The sequence below is a fragment of the Serratia quinivorans genome, from assembly GCF_946227985.1.
GTDB lineage: Bacteria > Pseudomonadota > Gammaproteobacteria > Enterobacterales > Enterobacteriaceae > Serratia > Serratia quinivorans_A.
The window spans coordinates 119,762-139,059 of the sequence record NZ_CAMKGL010000008.1 but is presented as its reverse complement, the minus strand read 5'-3'; the positions used below and the strand labels follow the sequence as shown (position 1 = coordinate 139,059).

The 19,298-nt window shown below is 54.1% G+C and carries 19 protein-coding genes; 7 read left to right on the top strand and 12 right to left on the bottom strand.

Annotated elements, in window-relative coordinates; genetic code table 11:
• Nucleotides 1-73: 73 nt before the first annotated feature.
• Nucleotides 74-283 carry a hypothetical protein gene (locus OCH02_RS18815; protein ID WP_261432499.1) on the top strand — a complete coding sequence of 70 codons (210 nt, stop codon included), beginning with the start codon at nucleotides 74-76 and terminating at the stop codon, nucleotides 281-283.
• 90 nt (nucleotides 284-373) lie between these two features.
• Here the strand turns inward: OCH02_RS18815 and OCH02_RS18810 are convergent, their stop codons facing one another.
• Entirely contained in the window at nucleotides 374-796 is a 423-nt protein-coding gene (locus OCH02_RS18810; RefSeq protein ID WP_153858414.1) for an Lrp/AsnC family transcriptional regulator, read from the bottom strand.
• 143 nt (nucleotides 797-939) lie between these two features.
• Between OCH02_RS18810 and ctlX the strand changes: the two genes are divergently transcribed.
• On the top strand, nucleotides 940-1,866 hold the full coding sequence (gene ctlX / locus OCH02_RS18805) for a citrulline utilization hydrolase CtlX (protein ID WP_261432497.1): 927 nt from the start codon (nucleotides 940-942) through the stop codon (nucleotides 1,864-1,866).
• Here the strand turns inward: ctlX and OCH02_RS18800 are convergent.
• From OCH02_RS18800 to OCH02_RS18760, 9 genes are all read right to left on the bottom strand, one after another.
• Nucleotides 1,858-2,469, bottom strand: a complete 612-nt coding sequence (locus OCH02_RS18800) for a response regulator transcription factor (protein ID WP_261432496.1) — start codon at nucleotides 2,467-2,469, stop codon at nucleotides 1,858-1,860. The genes ctlX and OCH02_RS18800 overlap by 9 nt on opposite strands.
• Nucleotides 2,470-2,471: 2 nt before the next feature.
• A complete protein-coding gene (locus OCH02_RS18795; RefSeq protein WP_261432495.1) occupies nucleotides 2,472-4,106 on the bottom strand; it encodes a PglL family O-oligosaccharyltransferase in 1,635 nt (544 codons plus the stop codon).
• A gap of 24 nt (nucleotides 4,107-4,130) precedes the next feature.
• On the bottom strand, nucleotides 4,131-4,658 hold the full coding sequence (locus OCH02_RS18790; RefSeq protein WP_261432493.1) for a fimbrial protein: 528 nt from the start codon (nucleotides 4,656-4,658) through the stop codon (nucleotides 4,131-4,133).
• 11 nt (nucleotides 4,659-4,669) lie between these two features.
• Entirely contained in the window at nucleotides 4,670-5,614 is a 945-nt protein-coding gene (locus OCH02_RS18785; RefSeq protein WP_261432492.1) for a fimbrial protein, read from the bottom strand.
• Nucleotides 5,592-6,206, bottom strand: coding sequence for a fimbrial protein (locus tag OCH02_RS18780; RefSeq protein WP_261432490.1), 615 nt, complete (start codon nucleotides 6,204-6,206; stop codon nucleotides 5,592-5,594). Before OCH02_RS18780 ends, OCH02_RS18785 begins: the two co-directional genes overlap by 23 nt.
• Nucleotides 6,207-6,217: 11 nt before the next feature.
• Nucleotides 6,218-6,943 (bottom strand): molecular chaperone, encoded by a 726-nt coding sequence (locus OCH02_RS18775; protein WP_261432547.1) that lies wholly within the window; start codon nucleotides 6,941-6,943, stop codon nucleotides 6,218-6,220.
• 49 nt (nucleotides 6,944-6,992) lie between these two features.
• The gene (locus tag OCH02_RS18770) at nucleotides 6,993-9,494 is read right to left on the bottom strand and encodes a fimbria/pilus outer membrane usher protein (RefSeq protein WP_261432489.1); all 2,502 of its coding nucleotides are present in this window, start codon (nucleotides 9,492-9,494) and stop codon (nucleotides 6,993-6,995) included.
• A 98-nt stretch (nucleotides 9,495-9,592) separates the two neighbouring features.
• On the bottom strand, nucleotides 9,593-10,144 hold the full coding sequence (locus OCH02_RS18765; protein WP_261432487.1) for a fimbrial protein: 552 nt from the start codon (nucleotides 10,142-10,144) through the stop codon (nucleotides 9,593-9,595).
• A gap of 87 nt (nucleotides 10,145-10,231) precedes the next feature.
• Complete coding sequence (locus OCH02_RS18760) at nucleotides 10,232-10,762, bottom strand: fimbrial protein (RefSeq protein WP_261432486.1); 531 nt, start codon at nucleotides 10,760-10,762, stop codon at nucleotides 10,232-10,234.
• A 1,167-nt stretch (nucleotides 10,763-11,929) separates the two neighbouring features.
• On the opposite strand from OCH02_RS18760, the gene OCH02_RS18755 reads away from it, so the two are divergent.
• The 3 genes from OCH02_RS18755 (at nucleotide 11,930) to fetB (ending at nucleotide 13,825) form a co-directional block, all read left to right on the top strand.
• A complete protein-coding gene (locus tag OCH02_RS18755; protein WP_261432484.1) occupies nucleotides 11,930-12,211 on the top strand; it encodes a FaeA/PapI family transcriptional regulator in 282 nt (93 codons plus the stop codon).
• A 176-nt stretch (nucleotides 12,212-12,387) separates the two neighbouring features.
• Complete coding sequence (gene fetA, locus OCH02_RS18750) at nucleotides 12,388-13,065, top strand: iron efflux ABC transporter ATP-binding subunit FetA (protein ID WP_261432483.1); 678 nt, start codon at nucleotides 12,388-12,390, stop codon at nucleotides 13,063-13,065.
• On the top strand, nucleotides 13,052-13,825 hold the full coding sequence (gene fetB / locus OCH02_RS18745) for an iron efflux ABC transporter permease subunit FetB (RefSeq protein WP_153858400.1): 774 nt from the start codon (nucleotides 13,052-13,054) through the stop codon (nucleotides 13,823-13,825). The genes fetA and fetB overlap by 14 nt, the downstream gene beginning before the upstream one ends.
• Nucleotides 13,826-13,909: 84 nt before the next feature.
• Here fetB and OCH02_RS18740 read toward each other — a convergent pair whose 3' ends face one another.
• Together OCH02_RS18740 and OCH02_RS18735 are read right to left on the bottom strand one after the other, a co-directional pair.
• Nucleotides 13,910-14,746, bottom strand: coding sequence for a TIM barrel protein (locus OCH02_RS18740; protein WP_261432482.1), 837 nt, complete (start codon nucleotides 14,744-14,746; stop codon nucleotides 13,910-13,912).
• A gap of 46 nt (nucleotides 14,747-14,792) precedes the next feature.
• Entirely contained in the window at nucleotides 14,793-16,220 is a 1,428-nt protein-coding gene (locus tag OCH02_RS18735) for a sugar porter family MFS transporter (RefSeq protein ID WP_261432481.1), read from the bottom strand.
• A gap of 564 nt (nucleotides 16,221-16,784) precedes the next feature.
• Between OCH02_RS18735 and OCH02_RS18730 the strand changes: the two genes are divergently transcribed.
• A complete protein-coding gene (locus OCH02_RS18730) occupies nucleotides 16,785-18,290 on the top strand; it encodes a CoA-acylating methylmalonate-semialdehyde dehydrogenase (RefSeq protein WP_112364234.1) in 1,506 nt (501 codons plus the stop codon).
• A 179-nt stretch (nucleotides 18,291-18,469) separates the two neighbouring features.
• Complete coding sequence (gene iolB, locus OCH02_RS18725; protein ID WP_261432480.1) at nucleotides 18,470-19,291, top strand: 5-deoxy-glucuronate isomerase; 822 nt, start codon at nucleotides 18,470-18,472, stop codon at nucleotides 19,289-19,291.
• Nucleotides 19,292-19,298: the final 7 nt, after the last annotated feature.

Below are 19,298 nucleotides of genomic sequence, written 5' to 3'. Positions count from 1 at the left end.
TAAGGGGGAAGAGTTTAAGTAACCGCTATCAATTACTGTTTCGTTTTAATATAACACGCAAATGGAGAGTGTTATGGCAAGCAGAAAATCCTGTAGGCCGCTGGCTGCGGCTGCCAGTTTTTTTAATCTATGGTTTATCAATCAATCAACATTGCAGATTGTCCAGCCTTGTGGGCAGTTGATTGACGTTATCGTCGCAGTTCTTTCTTTTGTCGGGTTTTATACCCTGTGGATGAGTATCTTCGCTTTATACTATTGGTGTAATGATAAAGAGTTTAAATAACGGCCATCACTTGGCGCCTTGTTTTCGTCATAACTTCGTCTGCGATATTGCCTGTGCAAAATTTGGGGGAGTCAAACCTCCCGTGAGCCGTTAAGCCTTGTGTGTCGACAGCAGAATGCTGGTCTCGGTGCTGGCAATGCCGGCAATACGCCGGATGCGGCCCAAAATTTTATCGAAGCTCTCCAGGCTGTCGGTGCGGATCTCCACCAGAATGTCCCACTTGCCGTTGGTGGTGTGCAGGGTGAAGACCGAAGGCTCGCCGCGCAGTTGCTGCAACACGCTGGGTGCCTTGGTGCCCTCTACCGCCACACACATCCAGGCACGGATGCGGTTATGCTCCACGCCCGGTTTGATGCGGATGGTATAGCCGGTGATGATCCCCTGTGCTTCCAGCGCCTCAATTCTTTTTTGTACCGTAGCGCGCGAAACCCGCACCTTGTTGGCGATCTCGGTGATGGAGGCTCGGGCGTTTTCGCGCAGCAGCGCGAGGATCTGGCGATCGGTATCATTCATGTTGGCAATGTGTCACTGATGTATGGCGATTTGTAAAAATATAGAGCAATTTAATCATTTTTCACACTGACTGGTTTCAAATTGATTATCCATAATGGTGTCGCGCCAGCCCCTGGCTAATCCTGAACCCGGTGAAAAATAACATGCAAACCACCCAATCCGTTTTTATGATCAGGCCGTCTGGCTTTACCGCTAATCCGGAAACCCGGCACAGCAATTTTTTCCAGAAAATCACCGAGAAACATGAGGATCACAAGGCTGGGGCAGTCATTGCCTTTAACGGCTACGTCGATGCATTACGGCAAGCCGGTGTCGACGTCAGGGTGATTGATGAGATTGACGGGCAGGAAACGCCGGACGCGTTATTTCCCAATAACTGGATTGCCCTGTTGGCGGACGGCTCCTTGTTCACCTTTCCGATGGAAGCCGTGAACCGACGACGGGAACGTCGCCAGGACATTATCGCGCAGCTCGCCAACGACTTTGTGGTTGAACGACGTGTCGATCTTTCAGCCCACGAACTGGCCGGGCGCTTTCTGGAAGGCACCGGCTCGCTGATCCTGGATCGTCAACACCGGCTGGCTTACTGCTGCCAGTCGTCCCGCAGCTCGCCGGTGGTCGGCCACGAATTTGAGCGCCACTCGGGGTATCAGATTGTCTGGTTTGACGCCGTGGATGCTAATAATCAGCCGATCTATCACACCAATGTGATGATGAGCGTCGGTGCGCAATACGCCATTATTTGCCTTGAAAGCATCCGCAACGAGGCGCAAAAAAGCGTGCTGATCGCTACGCTGGAACGCAGCGGGAAAACCATTATTGACGTCAGTTTTGTTCAGATGCAGGCATTTGCCTGCAACGTATTGGAACTGCGTGCCGGGGATGGCAGCCCGGTCTATGCCATGTCGACCCGCGCCTGGGCCAGTTTCACTCCGCAGCAGCAGGCGCTGATTGGCGGCTATGCCCGGTTGGCTCTGGGGCCAATTGACATTATTGAAGATCTTGGCGGAGGTGGCGCACGCTGCATGCTGGCGGAGATCTTCCTGCAAAAGAAACCACGGTCAGTTTAATCCCATCTGATTTAACAGCATTTTGTTCAGCTCGGTGTTTTTGTGCACGTTCAGTTTGCGCATCGCCGAGCGCTTATGGGCGCTGATGGTCTTTTGGCTGCGGTGCAGCATACCGGCGATAGTGCAGGCGGACATGCCGGTACTCATGAGTTTCAGCACCTTCTTTTCGCAACTGCTCAGGGCGGCGATGCGACACTGCCGACATTTCCAGATACCGCTGGCATGCAGTGCCACCCAGGGCTGTTGGCAAAAATGTTCCAACGCCATCTGCAATTTGTAGCGGATCGTCGCGGTGGCGTCACGGCGGTTGATGCTGAACAGCGCCGGATGGGCGTGCGAATAGCGGGTGTCGCGATCGTCGAGGATCAATACGGTCATTTGTCGGTGACGCGGTGTCTGGTGCGGGCTTTGATAGCAACGCGCGCAGCCGCAAGCATCTTCCAGAGTACGAAACACGATTTCGATCGGCTCCAGGTTTTGCAGGTAGGCCGGATACCTACGGCTGCTGGTGTTCAGATCATACAGATATTCTTCCAGCAGTCGCCGTAAGCCGAATTGATAAAAGTTATCGCTGCCCAGTAGGGTGAACTGAATATTAAGCATGATTACTCCTCAAAACGCATATCTTGCGGGAACAGTCGACGAGCCTGATGTTGCAGCGCGGCGGCCCGCTGGGGTTGTTGCAGTAAGCTGCTGACCGCCACCAGATTGATGTAGATATTGGCGTCCGGCCGCACGCGGATTTCGTTTTCTGCCCATTGCCGGTAATTGAGCAGCGTGGCGACATCGCGGGTTTGCGGATATTGCAGCAGCCGCTGTAATTGAACGTCGTAGTCATAACGTACCTGCCACGGCGTCGGCGTCATCACCCGGCTCATGGGGCCAAACTGCCGCAGGCCGCTTTTCTCTACCGCAGTAACGATCAGCGCGCTGTGCAGACCGTTGAGCAGATAGGGCAGGATCAGTAAGGCTGCAGCACCGATGAGCAGACGCAGTGTCTGCTGTGGCCTGAGAGCTAATCGCCAACGGCGGCGTACGTCACCCGCGCGCAAGATTGCCAGCAGCAGTACGGCGTGGGCGGCGGAAAGATAAAGCGGGTACTCCACCATCATATGCAACAGGATCGGCAGCGCCGCCATCCAGGGGGCAGGGCGCAGCGGCAGGACGCGAATGCGTTGCAGTAAACGCCATAATCCCCAACCGATCATGGCAATGCCGCTCAGGCTCAGCAGACCGCCTTCGATGCCCCACAGCAAAATTTCGTTGTGTGGGTGGCTGATGGCGACGCTTTCCATGCCGCTGCTATGGGTGGTGTAGAAATGGTGCAGGAAATCGTGCTGAAAATGGCCGTAACCCCAGCCAAGCCACGGGCGTTCGGCGATCATGCGCAGCGCTTCTTGCCAATAAGCCAGGCGGTAGAATATGGGGTCTGCCACTGTGACCGCCCGCGTCGCACCATTGATCAGTACCAACAGTAATCCGGCGGCTACCCCGGTCAGCAGCAGCAACAGGGAAAGGGTGGCGCGGCGGCGATTAAGACGGTACAGCATCCACAGTTGCAGCGGTGACAGCAGCAGGGCGGCCAGCAGCCCGACGCGCGAGGCAATAACCACCAGCAACAGCGGTGCCAGCACCAATATGGCGGTGCTCAGCCATTGCAGAATGCGCGACAAAGGACGACGGTTACTGAGCAAATACAGCGCCAGCGCCAGACCGGTCGCCATAAAGCTCGCCATCAGGTTCCACTGTTGGAAGATGCCGTAAGGGCGGTTTTTCAGGCTGTTATAGCCGATCCAGTTACCCGGTTGCAGCAGGCTGTATTGCACCAGGCCAAACAGGGCCTCGATCACCGTTGCCGCCAGTAACAGAGTCAGCAGCCTGCGCCGCCCTTGGCGGCTGAGCGGGATCTGCAGCAGTGCGAAGTAGCCCATAATGCCCAGTGCCAACCCCATCAGGCGCGGTAGGGCTTCGCTTAGCCAGGGCTGTTGCGTCCACAGCAATGGCAAAAATAAAATCAGGCCACCCAGCGCCAGCCGGTTAAAAAAGCCGGAGACCGCCAGCGGCGGTCGGCAAAACACCAGGGTGCCGAGGATAGTCAGGGCGATAAATATCCCACCAACCAGATTCCACGGCAGATAAAAACCGCTGCCACCGCGATTGGGCCAGTAAATATGCATGGCAATCAGGCAATAAAACGCCGCCAGCCCGAATAACCAGGCTGTTTTGGATTTGGATATCATCACTTCTTCCTGCAGATGCCGGGCTTATTGATAGGCCAGCACGAAATTGGCCACCGAGCTGAACTCGCCCTCGGTAATGGTTTTATTCTGGATTGCGCTGGGATGACCCTGCACATGGGCGGTGAAATTCAAAATATTGTCACCCTCCTGCAATGCCACCGCGCTGGAGGTCTGGTTCAAATCAATATCCGCCCCCTTGCTGTCAAACAGGGCGATAGCGGCGCCGTTGGTGCCGTTATTGATCGCCAGCTTGCCCGGCAGCTCGCTGTCTTCGGTACCGCTGAAGGTAACGGTGACGGTTTTGAACACCGCCGTTTTGCAGTCGGTCAGCTTGATGTTGAACGGCACCGGGTTGCTATGCCCATAGCGATACAGGGTTTTGACGATCACCGTGTCCATTTCCACCACCTGATCGGCCGACTGCGGCTCAATATTGCAGGGGCGGCTTACCACAGTGCCGAAAAAATCGATTTCTTTATTTTCTGCCGCCGCTGTGCAGGAAAATAAATAACTGATGCTGCACAAGGTGGTAATAACAGCGTATTTTTTCATTTCAGCCGCCATTAAATGTAGTTAATCAGCAAAATAAGGGTTTTATGAAAGTCGCCCTCCTTTCCTTCGGCGGTTGCCTGCAACGACGCGGTATATGATTTCTGTACCTGATCGCGATTAGTCATATCGGCAAAACTGTCGAACTGGTTGTATTTTATCCACTTGGGGTTGGTGTTGTCGTAAATGCGCAACGCCGAGCCGTTATCCATATCCAGGCCGGTGGCATCGACTAACGAACCACTTTTCACCATAAAGTTAGCGTTCAGTGAGAACTTGTCACTGCAGCCATTTTTACGGATCAGTACGGTAAAATCTTTACTCGCTACCGTGCCGGCATTGGGTTTCCAGCTCGGGACATCACCAAAGTTGACACCTTCGGGTGTGGTGAGCTCTACCGATGCGGAACACTGGATCACCTGGATCTTGTCAAGACCGGTCAGGGTAAACCGGTAATTTTTCCCCGGCTTATTATTGAGGCCCTTGACCCCATCCAGTTGAAAGATCGAAATCTGGCTGGATCCCCCCTGCGTGATGTCTCCGGTTTTTTGCAGATAGACTTGATAGTTGACGTGGCCCAGTTCCTTTTGATTGGGTTTGCGGAACATATCTGTTTGAGTCGCGGTGGTGATCAGACCCAGGTCAGTGCCGTTATAAATGACGCCCATGGAAATGCCCGGGGCGAACAGTTTTTTATCCGGGTTCGGATAGAAATAAACCCATTCCCCTTTTGGCACGTTGGGGTAGCCCCAGCAGACTACGTTGCGGCTCATCGGCTGCGAGGTCCAAAGCCGTTCGCCGATCGGTAGGGTCGCCGGGATCTTTAACTGACCGATATCTTCGGTTTCTTCTGTAATGCCATTGGCGCTATCCAGATGACATTCCAGAGCTTGTACGCTGAACGGCATCGTCAGACTGCCCAACAGCAGCAGGCGTTTATAAATAGACCAATTGAACATGCACCACTCCGTTGAATTGATTTGCCAGAGGATATTTCTGTGTGGATTCGATTTGAGCGCTGAACCACAGCGTATTGCTGCCGGGCTGCAGAATGTAAGGCCGACTCTGTTGGTTGAGCGATAGCGCACGGCCTTGCTGATCCTTGAGCCGCAGGCCGATGCCCTGTACGCCGCCGTTAAGTTTCAGCAGCTCCGGGTTGTTGACATCGCTGTCGCCGAGAAACACCAGCGTGGCAGTCTGCTCACCCTGTAAATAAAGCCGCCCGGCATCGCCGTTGCGCTGCCCTGCCGGGTTATCCGCCAGCGCTTTGGCCCCCAGCAGGCAGTTGCGGAAAGAGAGGCGAAAGCGCACCGGCGTGCTTTGGTCGCCGGCATTCTGGAAGTCACGCGCGTTAACCTCGCCCAAATCAATGGCCTGATCCTGGCTGTCCGGCGTCAGGCTGCAGGGGGAACTGAGCAGGCCGCCATGAAAGCTGACGGTGCCGGTGGTGCCTTGGATCACGCCCAGTGGCGTCGCCGCTGCGGCGCTGCCGGTGAACAGCAACGCGCCGAGCAGCAGGGGCCGCAGGCGGCCGCCGGTGAATTCAGCCATGCGCTATCTCCTTATTTTTTGCTATCGGGCACGGCGTTGCAGACGCTACCGTTGCAGGCGAAGCGCAGCTCCGGGTGGCCGCCGTAGTCATTGATATAGCTGACGACAAAGCTGTTGAGCCCGTTGTCACGCAGCTTGACGGATTCGCTGGACTTCGGTTTCAGCATCACCGCTTTAAAGTCACCGAGTGCGCCACCGCCTTGTTTCTCGGTCTGGTGGGTCATGCCGGTCAGGGTGATGTAAAACGGCGTAGGGTTCTCAATGGTGAAGCCGCCGTCGGTTTTGCGGAACACCAGTTTCTCCTGCCACACTTCGCCTTTTGGCGCGACGATGGCCTTCGGTCGGTAAAACAGTTTGATCTGGGTTTGTAACGCCAACTGCATCACATTGGTTTTGCTGCTTTTCGGCGGGATCTCACGCAGGTTGAAATAGAACACTGTTTCGCGATCCTGTGGCAGTCGGTCGGCCTCCGGCGTCTTGGTGATGCGCACCACGCTGCGTTCATTGGCTTCAACCCTTTGCAATGGCGGCAATACCACCAACGGCGAGGTGATTTTCTGGTGCTGCTCGTTTTCCAGCCAGGACTGCGCCAGGAAAGGCAGTTCCTTGTTTTCGTTGATGATATTCAGACTGATCGATTTCGCGTCGCTGAGGTAGACGGCACGGGTGCGATCCAGCGATATCGCCGCATTGGCAACAGGGGCTGCAGTGGTCAATACCAGGCCCAGCGCGGCCATTTTTACTAACGGGAAGTTGTTCATCATCATTCATTCTCTGTGTTACGGATTACAGTTTGGCGCAGGGTAGCAATAGCTGGTCCAGCGGCTTGGCGGCAGTCGGTATGACAATGCGACACTGGCGCTGGCCTTCCCAGGCGACGTCCAGCTGCTCTTGCGGCTGCACGCCGGTCAGGTAGACCGAGCCACCGTCGTTCACTACGGCCACTTCACGGCCGCGTTCGCTCATCACCGTGGCACCAAACGGCGGTTCACTGCCGTCAGCCAGTTTGATGGTGGCCAGCAACTTGCTGCCTTTCACCACCTCAAAGTGGCGGTAGCCAATGGCACCTTCAGTCAGCGTGCCCTGCACCACGGCCCGGGTGGCCTCCACGTCGTCCGCCAAGGTATTGACGTCGATGCGGGTGTCGGTGTTGTAGTAGCTGGTGATGTCGGAGATCACTGCCAGACCGAAGCGGTTGCTGTAGGCGCGACCGTTGTTGATCGGCACCCCGGCGATGCCGTCGGTATCCAGCATCATCCGGCTGCCGCCGTTGCTGGAATTTTGGTGCGCGGCTACGCCATGTCGGGTAGCGGTAATGCCGCTGCGGAAAGTACCGCCGATCGACGAATAGCTGTCCTGTTGGTAAGAAGCACTGGCATTGAGTGTGCCAAACGAGGCGTTATGGCTGTAGTAGCCGCTGGTCAGTGATTTGCCGGACTGATTAAAGCCGCCGCTGAGCTGCCAGGTGTTGTTCGGATCGCTGTAGTCGTTATAAGACGCGGTCTGCGTCACGTCACTGTTGCTGGTTTGCAGCGAATAGCCCAGTTGCCGACGATCGCCAATCGGTACGCTGAAATTCACCATAGTGCTGTCATCGGTACGGCCGTGATAGGTGGTGCGATAGGCCGACAGCGAGGCGGTGATGTTGCTGACATTGCCGACGCTGAACAATTTACTGGCGGACACCCCGTAACGATCCTGCGCCCTGGCATCCCAGTAGGTTTGGTGCGCATAGGTCAGGTAAGCGGTGATCGCCTTGGCGTTGTCTTCTGCCATAAAGGTTTTGCTGGCGGTGATGGTGTACAGCTCTTTCTGGCGGCCGTCGTAGCGTTCGTCGTAGTCGCTGTAGCGTTCTTGCAGGTACTGCGACATGTTCATGAACTTGCGCTGTGAGAAACGGTAGCCGGCAAAGGTGATCTGGCTGTTCATCTCATCAAAGCGTTTGGCGTAGTTGACCTTGAACGACAGCCCACTGGCGGTCGGCTCATTGGGCAAGCGGGCGATAGACTGCGTCACGTCCGCCGACATGGCGCCAAACACGTTCAGGTCACGGCCCAGGCCGAGCGCCCAGGCGTTGTAATCGCCGCTGAGCAACGCGCCGCCGTACAGCGACCAGGCGCTGGTTAACCCCCAGGAGAAATCGCCGGTGGAGAACAGCGGCCCTTGTGTGCGGTGATCGTAAGCCGAGGGCTTGCCCACGGCGACGTTGTAGCGAACATAGCCGGGGCGAGTCAGGTAAGGAATGGTGGCGGTATCTACCTGGAAGGTTGAAACGCTGCCGTCTTGTTCTTCCACCTTCACATCCAGCCGGCCGCGTACCGAACTGTTGAGATCCTGAATGGCAAAGGGCCCGGCGGGCACGGTGGTTTCATACAGCGTACGGCCTTCTTGCGACACGGTTACCTTGGCGTTGCTTTTGGCGATGCCGCGGACTTCCGGCGCATAACCCTGCAGGTTTGGTGGCAGCATACGCTCGTCACTGGCCAGGTTAAGACCGGTGAAGCGGTAGGAGTCGAATATCCCCGAGTCAAGATAGATTTCGCCGAGGGTCAGCTTGGCGGCCTGCATCGGCAGCGCGCGATAGGCGTAAATCCGGTTCCAGTCGAAATTACTGTCACGCTCACCGGCCTGCTGGTTGTAGTTAGCCTGATAATCGGCACGCAGGCGCCAGGCGCTGAGGTTAGCGCCCATGGTTCCGTAGCTGCTGAGGTTTTCTGCGGTGTTATTATTGTGGCTCTGTTTGCCGATCTGGCCGCTGATGCTGTAGTCCAGCAACAAGCCGGGAATGCCGTCATCCCACTGTTCCGGTGGCGTCCAGTCCGGATCGGAATATTTCATCCAGGCCTGTGGAATAGTGATCGCCAGCACGCCACCGCCGATGCGGTCGGAAATGGTCGCCCCTTTAATGCCGCTGATATCGGCACAGCTGTTGTCGTGCCACAGGGTTATTTTTTTGACGACTTCTTCTTTCAAAGCCATTTTTTCAACCAGATCCGGCGGCAGACAGACGCGGGAACGATCCTTTTGGTCCGGCGACGGATAATACTGGATGCTGCGCTGCGGCAGGGTCTTTTGGTTGATCTTGATATCCAGCAGATAGGTACCGGGCATGACGTAATCAGCATCGGAAAAACGCGATAAATCCACTTTGCTGCGATCGGCAATATCTAATACGTCGGTATTAAATTCCGTGGCGGAAAAAGCCGGATGCACCCAGAGGAAAGATAGAATGACGGTGAGGGGTATTTTTTTCCGTGTCAGTAATGACGTCATAGCATAATCACTCATGGCAAATCCGCGCCCAATAGCAGGTCATCCTGTACGACCTGAAAACGTAATACGTGATGTCATTCAGTACCTGATGGCGGTACCCGCCTAACGAGGCGTTACAGATAAGACAGGGTGAATTTCGCCAGAGAGCTGAATCCGCCGGCTCGGGCCCTGTCAGGGTGGATACGTAGCTGAGCGCTAAAGCGCAGCGTATTGTCACCGGCGACTATCTGGTAATCCGCCGTAGTGCTGCCCAGTGGTATCGGGGTGCCGGCGGCGGTCAGTAGCTCAATAGCCACGCCTTGCGCTTCGCCATAAACCGCCAATAACGCGGGATCCCGGCTATCAGCCGTACCGTCGAAGGTGACGGTGGCTGCGCGGTAGATAAAGTCGGGTTTGACCTGGCTTGCCAGCTCGCAATTCACCAGCTTGATCTCAACGTTGCGGCGGCTGCCAATCAGTACCGGCTGTGCGCCCAACGCGGCATCGGTCATGGATATCAGCCCGAAATCAACAGTTTGATCCAGGCTTTCACTGGCAATCCCGCAGGGGGTTTCGACGATCTCGCCACCCAGGTTGAGCGTGCCGTGGCCCTGATTTTTTGCCGTCGCTTCTGCGCTGCAAACGCTGAGCGCAATAAGCAATACACCCCAAATCTGGTTCGTCATGCCGGCTCTCCCTGTTGCCGTTGGTCCCGTAACCCAATGTCCGTGCAGGCAAAGCGGGGATACCGCAGGGGTATCCCCAGCCAGGGATTACAGGTAAGCCAGGGTGAAGTTTGCAACGCTGGTGAACTCGCCTGGAACCACGGCGCCAGAAGCGCTGCTGCCTTGCAGATAGGCGGAAAATTTCAGAGAGTTATTGCCTTCGGTCAGGCCCTGACCATCGGTCGCGGTGCCCAGTTCAACGTCTTTGGAGTGCAGGTTGTCGTAGATCATGATGCCAGCGCCGGTGGCGGTGCCGTTCAGAGCCAGCAATTTGTTGTTATCTGAGTCCGGTGTACCGGTGAAGGTCACTTTGACGTTATTCATGGTCGATACAGAACAATCTTTCAGTTCAATGCTGAATGGCTCAGAGCTGGATTTACCCTCTTTGGCCAACAGACGGCTGCTGATTTGACCCATTGGCACGGTTTGCTCAACAGAACCCGGTGCTACGCTGCATGGCGCATCAATAATTTCACCGGTAAAAGTGACTTTACCGCTGCCCTGGTTAGATGCGGCGTGAGCAACAGATGCAGAAGCGAAAGCAATCACGGTTGCCAGCATTAATTTATTCAGTTTCATTTCTCAATTTCCTGTAGAGAGTATTTAAATAAAAAGAACAGCACATCTAAATCCCCCACAACGGCGGCAACCTCATGTCACCGACGTGGTAGTTGGAGCCAGATCCTTTTGCTCTGGGCAATACGCCACCGTCCGTTATTTATGGGTAAATAACGAAAGGTTTGGGAAGTCGTATAGGCAAAATCCGTAAAATAAAAACAGGTAAATCGCCGTGGCGTTTTGCTGGGATTATTCTTGCAAATAATAGGCTCGCTTGGAAATACATTTTATTAATTTAAGTCAAATACAGAATATAAATCCAAAAGGAAAAAGAAATATATATGATTGAAAATCAATAGATCGTATACAAATATTATGCAGAATAAATGACTACATAAATAGCAATATGCGAGATATTAGATCGGCAGAGTTGCTCATCACACTACAATTAACAATATTGTTTTGATAATATCGCCATCAGACAGCAGATGATGAATTCTTCCTGTTAATCATAAGTTAAAAGTTAACTCGTTGTTTTTAAAGGTCACAATGCCGATTTTTTGGCTTGGAATAGGGCTTTTATTCATTATAACGGCTGAGGGTTTCTTTTTGATATTAACAAATCTATAACAATATCTATGGGGCGTGATTATTACCAAAATCCGCCGTTCTAGCGATTTTTTGTTATTTATCCGGTTGGGATTAATCTTGGTCTGGCAGATCAAAAAAGGCCCACAAAACATAATAATGACCTAAGCGATAATTAAAGGATGATAAACGGAATGATTACCAGAATTAATGATTAAACTCGTCGTTCTGCAGTCGCTAAGGTCGCGTTGATAATGTTCTGCTTACCGTTGTTCAACAGCGCTGGAAAAATAGCACGGGTAACGTAGCTGTGAAAAAAGTTTCACAGAATAATCCTAATGAAAAGGCTGAGAGTAACGCATCGCGTTTTGTCAGCAACGCATTAAATCGCTTAAGAATATTAATCAACCAGGCTACCAGAGTCGGTGGGTCTTATTTTAACGGGATGCTGTCCAACGCCCCCCGGATATGCCGACATTCGCAGTAATGTCGATGAAAGCCCCGGCCATGCCACCTGGGGCCACCATGATTTATACCCTGCGCGTGGCCGACGCCTTGCCGCAGGACAGGAGCAGGCAAAAGTAACTCAAGGAGAACGCGATGGCCAAGGTGCCGATAACATATGAAATCAGGAAGTCGCATATGCTAAACGTGTTACGAAAACTGTGTATGGAACGTGCGGCCGGGGAAGGTGGACAGCATCCACCCGCGCCGGAACACTGGCCCAAAACCAGGGAGTTGGCGGATCAATGCGGTGAGAATATTTACACTACGCGTACCTTGCTATTGGCATTGGAAAAAGAGGGTAAAGTGAGTTGTACCCATCGCAGCATCAATAATTCGTTGCGCTGGTATATTTGCACATCAGCTAAAAAAGCGTAATTCCTTTCCCGTTTTGACTACTTTTCACAGCAGATATTTATAGGGCTGATGGGGCGAAATGCCCCTCAGCCCGACGCCTTTGTTACGGTTAATGACCAACCATTGTCAGTGCATTTTCTTAAGCTCTATACTGGTGGCCTGAGCGCCAATATTTTTATGAGGAATGCGGTTTTATAATGAAGGAAAGCAAAGAAATACTGTTGTTGGATGATATTCATTATCAAATAGGTGAGCAGGTTATTTTGGATTCGGTGTCTTTCAACCTGGATCCGGGAGAATTTAAACTGATTACCGGGCCATCTGGCTGCGGAAAAAGTACCTTGCTTAAAATCGTTTCTTCGCTGATCGACCCGACCCGTGGAAAAATTATCTTTGCCGGCAAAGCCATCACCGAAATACCACCGGAAGAATATCGCCAACAGGTATCTTACTGTTTTCAAACCCCTTCGCTGTTTGGCGACAGCGTGTATGACAATATTGCGCTGCCCTACCAGATCCGGAAGCAAAAACCGGACGAGAAAAAAATGCAGGCCGATCTGGTGCGCTTTGGGCTGCCGGAAAATATGCTGAAAAAAAGCGTGAACGAATTATCCGGTGGGGAGAAACAGCGCATTTCCTTGATCCGTAACCTGCAATTTATGCCCAGGGTGCTGTTATTGGATGAGATTACCAGTGCGTTGGATGAAGATAATAAGCGCAACGTAAACGAAATTATTCATCAATTGGTAGAGCAGCATGGCGTGGCGGTGCTGTGGGTCACGCATGATAAAGACGAAATAAAACATGCGGATGATGTGATTACCCTGAGTGCGCACGGTGCAAGCGCACAGGAGACAGACGATGAACCAGCATAATATCAGCAATGAGTCCCTGGTGCTGTCGATGGTATTGGTGATGATCGCCATTTTCATCAGCCATAAAGAAAAGTTGGCGTTGGAAAAAGACATTATCTGGAGTATTTGCCGGGCGGTGGTGCAGCTGATTATCGTCGGCTATGTACTGAAGTACATTTTTGATGTGAACAACGCCATTCTGACGGTACTGATGGTGCTGTTTATCTGCTTTAACGCCGCTTACAACGCGCAAAAGCGCAGTAAATATATCAGTCATGCGTTCATGACATCGTTTATCGCCATTACTACTGGTGCGGTACTGACGCTGGTGGTGCTGGTGCTGACCGGCTCGATAGAATTTACCCCGATGCAGGTGATTCCGATTTCCGGCATGGTGGCCGGTAATGCGATGGTGGCGGTGGGGCTGTGCTACAACAATCTGGGGCAGCGTTTCAAAAGCGATCAGCAGAAGATTCAGGAGATGTTAAGCCTGGGGGCATCGCCGAAGTTTGCCTCGGCTGCGCTGATCCGCGACAGCATCCGTGCTTCGTTGATCCCGACGGTAGACTCGGCCAAAACCGTCGGCCTGGTCAGCCTGCCGGGCATGATGTCCGGTCTGATCTTCGCCGGTATTGATCCGGTGAAAGCCATTAAGTACCAGATTATGGTGACCTTTATGCTGCTTTCCACCGCCAGCCTGTCGACCATTATCGCCTGCTACCTGGCCTACCGTAAGTTTTACAACGCCCGCCACCAACTGGTGGTGAGCACGCTGAAATAGCGTCATAAAAAATAAGAGTAGGGGCGCTGCATGCTGCGCCCGGTTAAATCGGGGCGAGCATGCTCGCCCCCTACGCTGCGGCTATTACCCTTGCAGCAAAGCGATACTCTGGCGGATTTCACGTTCGATATCCGCCTCTGTCCAGCTATCCAACTGCGAAGAGAACGGCTCGAAGGCATAAATCCCGGTGTAGCCCAGGTGCTCCAGATTCTGCACCTGCTTTTTGCTCTCCAGCCGATCCTGATGACTCAACATAATGCGTTCTTCGTCGCTAAGCGCACTTTTGCTCCGTGCATCTTCCACACCGGACAGGTGTACCAGACCGATACCCTCAATTTGAATCTGCTCATCAAACTCAGATTGCGCCACATCACTTAAATAGTGGTGGAAGGTATCCAGCACGATCTTGTACGGCGCGCCGGAGTCGCGAATCAGGGATTGCGTCAGCAGCGATGAGCGCAGTGAACTGATACCGAACCCCAACGGCTCGACGTAGCCCTGCACGCCGTATTGTTTAAACAGCGGTGCCAACAGCTTCAGCGCTGCCAGCGTATCGGTTTTTTTCTGCTCCTCACTGCGCCGATCGTCCGCGCTGCAATGTGGACACAGCACCAGCGCCTGGCTATGGATCGCCTGAGCCTGCACCAACAGCGCCTCGGCGTTTTCCAGCAAACCGGCCTGATCGCCTGGCAGGTTAAACTTGCCGAGGGCGTTAATGGTGACGATTTCGATGCCGTATTTGGCCGCCAGGGCATTTAATTGATCGTTGCTTAGGTTATCTGTCACCTTGCCGCTCGGCATATCGTTGCGCAGCTCAACTTTGCTGAGTCCGCACTTTTTTACCAGGCTGAAAAACGGCTCCAAATCGAGATTGGGTGCGATCTTGCGGTTGATACAAAAACGGTCTGGCGCAATGGTCATGATGCATTACTCCTGAATAGTTTGATAAAACCTGAGAGTTGCCGACTTACAGCGGCGTTCGTTGTGTTTCGGGTGGCGCTTGGCGATAGCGTTTGGCCATCACGACGTCTTCCATTTTTTCCAGCGAGACGCCTTTGGTTTCCGGAATATAACGGCCGATGAACCAGTAGCTAAACAGGCAGCAGGCGGCAAAGACCCACATCGGGAAGGCACCATGGAAGCTGGAGAATAAATAAGGGTTGTCGTTGATCATCGGGAAACTCTGCGAAACGACAAAGTTGGCCAACCACATGCAGCCGACGGCGATGCTCATGCCCTGCGATCGCATGCGATTTGGAAAGATTTCTGACACCAGAACCCAGGCACCCACTCCCCAGGACAGGGCGTAAAACACCATAAAGAACAGCATGCCGAACAGGGCAAGGTAGCCGGTGGCCTGGGTGTAGAGCGCATAAGAGGTGATCAGCAACCCGGCGATGGCGCCAAGGGTGCCGTAACGCATCAGCGGAATGCGGCCCATGCGATCCATCAGCATGGCACCGATTACCGAGCCGACCAACTGCAGCACGCCGATCCAAATGGTCTGGAACAGTGCCTCCTGGGCATTTTCGGTAACGGTTTTCAGCACCATTGGCGCGTAGTACATCATTACGTTGACGCCGGTGACCTGTTGCAGCATGGCGATCATACAGCCGACAAACAGAATGAAGCGCACCCGTACGTCGCCGAAGCTCAGCTTCTGCTGGCTTTTCTGTTGGTCCTGCTGCAATGAGTCTTTGATTTCCTGCAGTACGCTTTGCGCATGGGCAGCGTTGGAGACTTTGGTCAACATCGCCAGAGCCTGGCTGTCACGGCCGACCATGACGCTCCAGCGTGGCGATTCCGGAATGATAAACACCAGCATCAGGAACAGCATGCACGGGATCACTTCCGAGCCTATCATCCAGCGCCAGCCCATTTCCACCAGCCAGGCTTCGCTGGCGATGCTGGCGATTTTGAAGTTAACGTAGAAAATCACAATTTGGCCGAACACAATGGCGAACTGCTGCATGCTGAGCGCTCGACCACGCATGTCTTTAGGTGAGACTTCCGACATATACATCGGTGAGACGGTGGCGGCAATACCCACGGCCAAACCACCAATAATGCGGTAAATCACAAACCAGGTGAAGGTGGTGGCCAGCGCGGCGCCCACAGCTGAAATAGTGAACAGCACCGCCGCCAGCATCAGGGCCTTTTTACGGCCGTAACGCGCAGCCAACGGCCCGGCACCAAAGGCACCGACCACACAGCCGATCACCACGTTAGAGACAGCCCAGCCGGTTTCAACCGGACTGAGGTCAAAATAGGTTTTTAGGGCATCGATCGCGCCGGAGATCACGGCGGTGTCATAACCGAACAGAATGCCGCCGAGTGCTGCAATACCGCAAATTCGCAATATGTACCCGGTGTTGTGCTTACGCTGATGTGACATGTGTTGCTCCGATTTTTTTCCTGGCTTCCACCCGCGCAGTAGGTTGTTGGGAAGAGGGAGGCGGAAGGGTGTGAACCGTGCCTGTCATCAAGGCGGTGATACTTGAATGAATCTTCTCTAAACAAGAACATTTATTTCATAATTAGTGAATAATGAAATATTGATTTTTAGATCCAGTTCAAAAAAAACCGCAAACGGCCACCCAGCGTTGCCGGGCGATCCTATGGCGTCAGGTTTCGCTATATTGTCCGGTGGGTCGCCTATTTCTGTATAAAAGTCAGGGTTAATTCCCGCTGCCCGACGGATAAGTGGTATGGCGAGTTTTTTCCGGCATGTAATGGCCTTGCACAAGGGCATGGCAAAATTGCGACCTTCCGCACTAAAAACAAATTTTCTAAAATAATTTATTTGAAACTTTTTTTTCAATGAAATAGAGTTTGCTTCATCCGGTCAGGATTTAGCCTGCTTGTGGGCCGTTTCCGGCAGGCGGTGTGATGAAAACGCCACCGCTTGCGGCAGTGCCGCAGGCAGTCAGGCGACAGCGGACTTAAAAGAGGGTGAGACATGAAAACCGTGGGTAACTTTATTGGCGGGCAGGTGTGCCTGAGCAGCAGCAATCAAACCGTCGACGTACATAACCCGGCTACCGGGCAGGTTGAACGCCGCGTTACGCAGAGCACTGCCGCCGAGGTGAAGCAGGCCATTGATGTGGCTCACCAGGCCTTTGCCGACTGGTCGCGTACCACGCCGCTGCGCCGGGCGCGCATCATGTTCAATTTTAAGGCGCTGCTGGAACAGCATCGCGACGAGCTGGCGGCGCTGATTGTCAGTGAGCACGGCAAGGTTTACTCCGATGCGCTGGGTGAATTGACCCGCGGCATTGAAGTGGTCGAGTTTGCCTGCGGTATTCCGCATTTGATCAAGGGCGAGTATTCGGCGGACGTCGGCAGCGGCGTTGACAGCTTCTCGCTGATGCAACCGCTGGGCGTGGTTGCAGGCATCACCCCGTTCAACTTCCCGGCGATGGTGCCGATGTGGATGTTCCCTATCGCGTTGGCCTGCGGTAATACCTTCGTGCTTAAGCCACCGGCGCTGGTGCCTTCGGCTTCGGTGCGGATGGCGGAATTACTGAAAGAAGCCGGCCTGCCGGATGGCGTATTCAACGTGGTGCACTGCGCTAACGAAGATGCCGCGCAGCTGTGCACCGACCCGCATATCCAGGCGGTGAGTTTTGTCGGCTCGTCCGCCGTGGCGGAACACATCTATACCACTGCCAGCGCCCACGGCAAGCGGGTGCAGGCCTTCGGCGCGGCGAAAAATCAGGCGATTATCATGCCGGATGCCGATCTGGACGCGACGGTAAACGCCCTGATGGGCGGTGCTTTCGGCTCTGCCGGCGAACGCTGTATGGCGCTGCCGGTGGCGGTGGTGGTCGGTGACGACACGGCCGATAAACTGATCGCCAGACTGAAACCGCTGATCGCTCAACTGCGTGTTGGCCCAGGCATTCAGCAGGGCGGCGAAGAGAACGAAATGGGGCCGTTGGTCTCCTCGGCACACCAGAAAAAAGTATTGGGTTATATCGATCTTGGCGTGGAAGAAGGCGCAACCCTGGTGGCCGATGGCCGCAATTATCAGGTGGCGGGTTATCCGGACGGCTACTATGTCGGCGGCACCCTGTTTGACCACGTCAAACCAAATATGCGTATCTATCGAGAAGAGATTTTCGGGCCGGTGTTGGGTATTGTCCGCGTGCCGGACTACCAGACCGCCATCGACACGGTGAACAGCCATGAGTTTGGCAACGGCAGCGCCATCTTTACCAGCAACGGCCACTACGCGCGTCAGTTTGTGCAGGAAGTGCAGGCCGGTATGGTGGGGGTTAACGTGCCGGTGCCGGTTCCTATGGCATTTCACAGCTTCGGCGGCTGGAAACGTTCGGTGTTCGGTGCGCTGAACGTGCATGGCACCGATGGGGTACGTTTCTATACCCGCATGAAAACCGCCACCGCCCGCTGGCCAACCGGGCAGCAAACGGTGTCTGAATACAGTATGCCGACGCTGGGCTAAGGCCCCTATACCCTTCATACTTGAAGCTGCATCTGTGTTGGCTGCGTGCATTCGGCCCAGTCATCCTGTAGGGGGCGAATAAATTCGCCCCGATTATCGCGGGCGCAGCATGCAGCGCCCCTACGATGATGCAACGCCAATTATTTTGGGTATTTTGATACTGAAATGGGAGAATAATCATGTCTGCATTGCTCGCCAAATGTCAGCAGCCGGATGCCCAGGGCCGCATCCAGCATGTCACCCCAGAGAACGCCGGCTGGCGCTTTGTCGGGTTTGATGTTTATCGCCTTGAGGCCGGTCAATCGTTGCGGTTGGAAAGCGGCGACAAAGAGCTGTGCCTGGTGCTGGTTGCCGGTATTGCTTCCGTTGCCACCCTGCGTGCGGAATACCCGAGCATCGGCAAACGCATGAGCCCGTTTGAGCGCACACCGCCTTATGCGGTATACGTGCCGCATCACGACAAGATTGAAGTGCGGGCGGAAAGCGCTTTGGAGTTGGCGGTCTGCAGTGCCCCAGGTCATGGGCACCTGCCGTCGCGCCTGATCACCCCGGCAGAGGTGGGCGTCGAACGTCGTGGCAAAGGGCGTAACCAGCGTCTGGTGCATAATATTTTGCCGGACAGCGAACCTGCCGACAGCCTGCTGGTGGTAGAGGTGTATACGGATGAGGGCAATACCAGTTCGTATCCCAGCCACAAACACGACCAGGAAGACTCGCCGGATGAAACCTATCTGGAAGAGACTTATTATCACCGGATCCAGCCGGAGCAGGGTTTTTGCATGCAGCGGGTGTATACCGACGATCGCTCACTGGACGAGTGCATGCCGGTGTATAACCGTGACGTGGTCAAGGTGCCGCGTGGCTACCATCCGGTGGCGACGATGGCCGGTTACGACAACTACTATCTCAACGTGATGGCCGGGCCGGTACGGCTCTGGAAATTTACCTGGGAAAAAGACCACGCCTGGATTAACACCGACGGCTATCCTGCAGCTAAATAATTGCCTA

Coding starts and splice junctions, on each gene's coding strand:
- OCH02_RS18815 (WP_261432499.1), top strand. CDS start 74: ATGGCAAGCAGAAAATCCTGTAGGCCGCTGGCTGCGGCTGCCAGTTTT.
- OCH02_RS18765 (WP_261432487.1), bottom strand. CDS start 10,144: ATGACGAACCAGATTTGGGGTGTATTGCTTATTGCGCTCAGCGTTTGC.
- OCH02_RS18785 (WP_261432492.1), bottom strand. CDS start 5,614: ATGTTCAATTGGTCTATTTATAAACGCCTGCTGCTGTTGGGCAGTCTG.
- OCH02_RS18800 (WP_261432496.1), bottom strand. CDS start 2,469: ATGCTTAATATTCAGTTCACCCTACTGGGCAGCGATAACTTTTATCAA.
- OCH02_RS18795 (WP_261432495.1), bottom strand. CDS start 4,106: ATGATATCCAAATCCAAAACAGCCTGGTTATTCGGGCTGGCGGCGTTT.
- fetA (WP_261432483.1), top strand. CDS start 12,388: ATGAAGGAAAGCAAAGAAATACTGTTGTTGGATGATATTCATTATCAA.
- OCH02_RS18770 (WP_261432489.1), bottom strand. CDS start 9,494: ATGAGTGATTATGCTATGACGTCATTACTGACACGGAAAAAAATACCC.
- ctlX (WP_261432497.1), top strand. CDS start 940: ATGCAAACCACCCAATCCGTTTTTATGATCAGGCCGTCTGGCTTTACC.
- OCH02_RS18790 (WP_261432493.1), bottom strand. CDS start 4,658: ATGAAAAAATACGCTGTTATTACCACCTTGTGCAGCATCAGTTATTTA.
- OCH02_RS18780 (WP_261432490.1), bottom strand. CDS start 6,206: ATGGCTGAATTCACCGGCGGCCGCCTGCGGCCCCTGCTGCTCGGCGCG.
- OCH02_RS18740 (WP_261432482.1), bottom strand. CDS start 14,746: ATGACCATTGCGCCAGACCGTTTTTGTATCAACCGCAAGATCGCACCC.
- OCH02_RS18760 (WP_261432486.1), bottom strand. CDS start 10,762: ATGAAACTGAATAAATTAATGCTGGCAACCGTGATTGCTTTCGCTTCT.
- OCH02_RS18735 (WP_261432481.1), bottom strand. CDS start 16,220: ATGTCACATCAGCGTAAGCACAACACCGGGTACATATTGCGAATTTGC.
- fetB (WP_153858400.1), top strand. CDS start 13,052: ATGAACCAGCATAATATCAGCAATGAGTCCCTGGTGCTGTCGATGGTA.
- iolB (WP_261432480.1), top strand. CDS start 18,470: ATGTCTGCATTGCTCGCCAAATGTCAGCAGCCGGATGCCCAGGGCCGC.
- OCH02_RS18775 (WP_261432547.1), bottom strand. CDS start 6,943: ATGGCCGCGCTGGGCCTGGTATTGACCACTGCAGCCCCTGTTGCCAAT.
- OCH02_RS18755 (WP_261432484.1), top strand. CDS start 11,930: ATGGCCAAGGTGCCGATAACATATGAAATCAGGAAGTCGCATATGCTA.
- OCH02_RS18730 (WP_112364234.1), top strand. CDS start 16,785: ATGAAAACCGTGGGTAACTTTATTGGCGGGCAGGTGTGCCTGAGCAGC.
- OCH02_RS18810 (WP_153858414.1), bottom strand. CDS start 796: ATGAATGATACCGATCGCCAGATCCTCGCGCTGCTGCGCGAAAACGCC.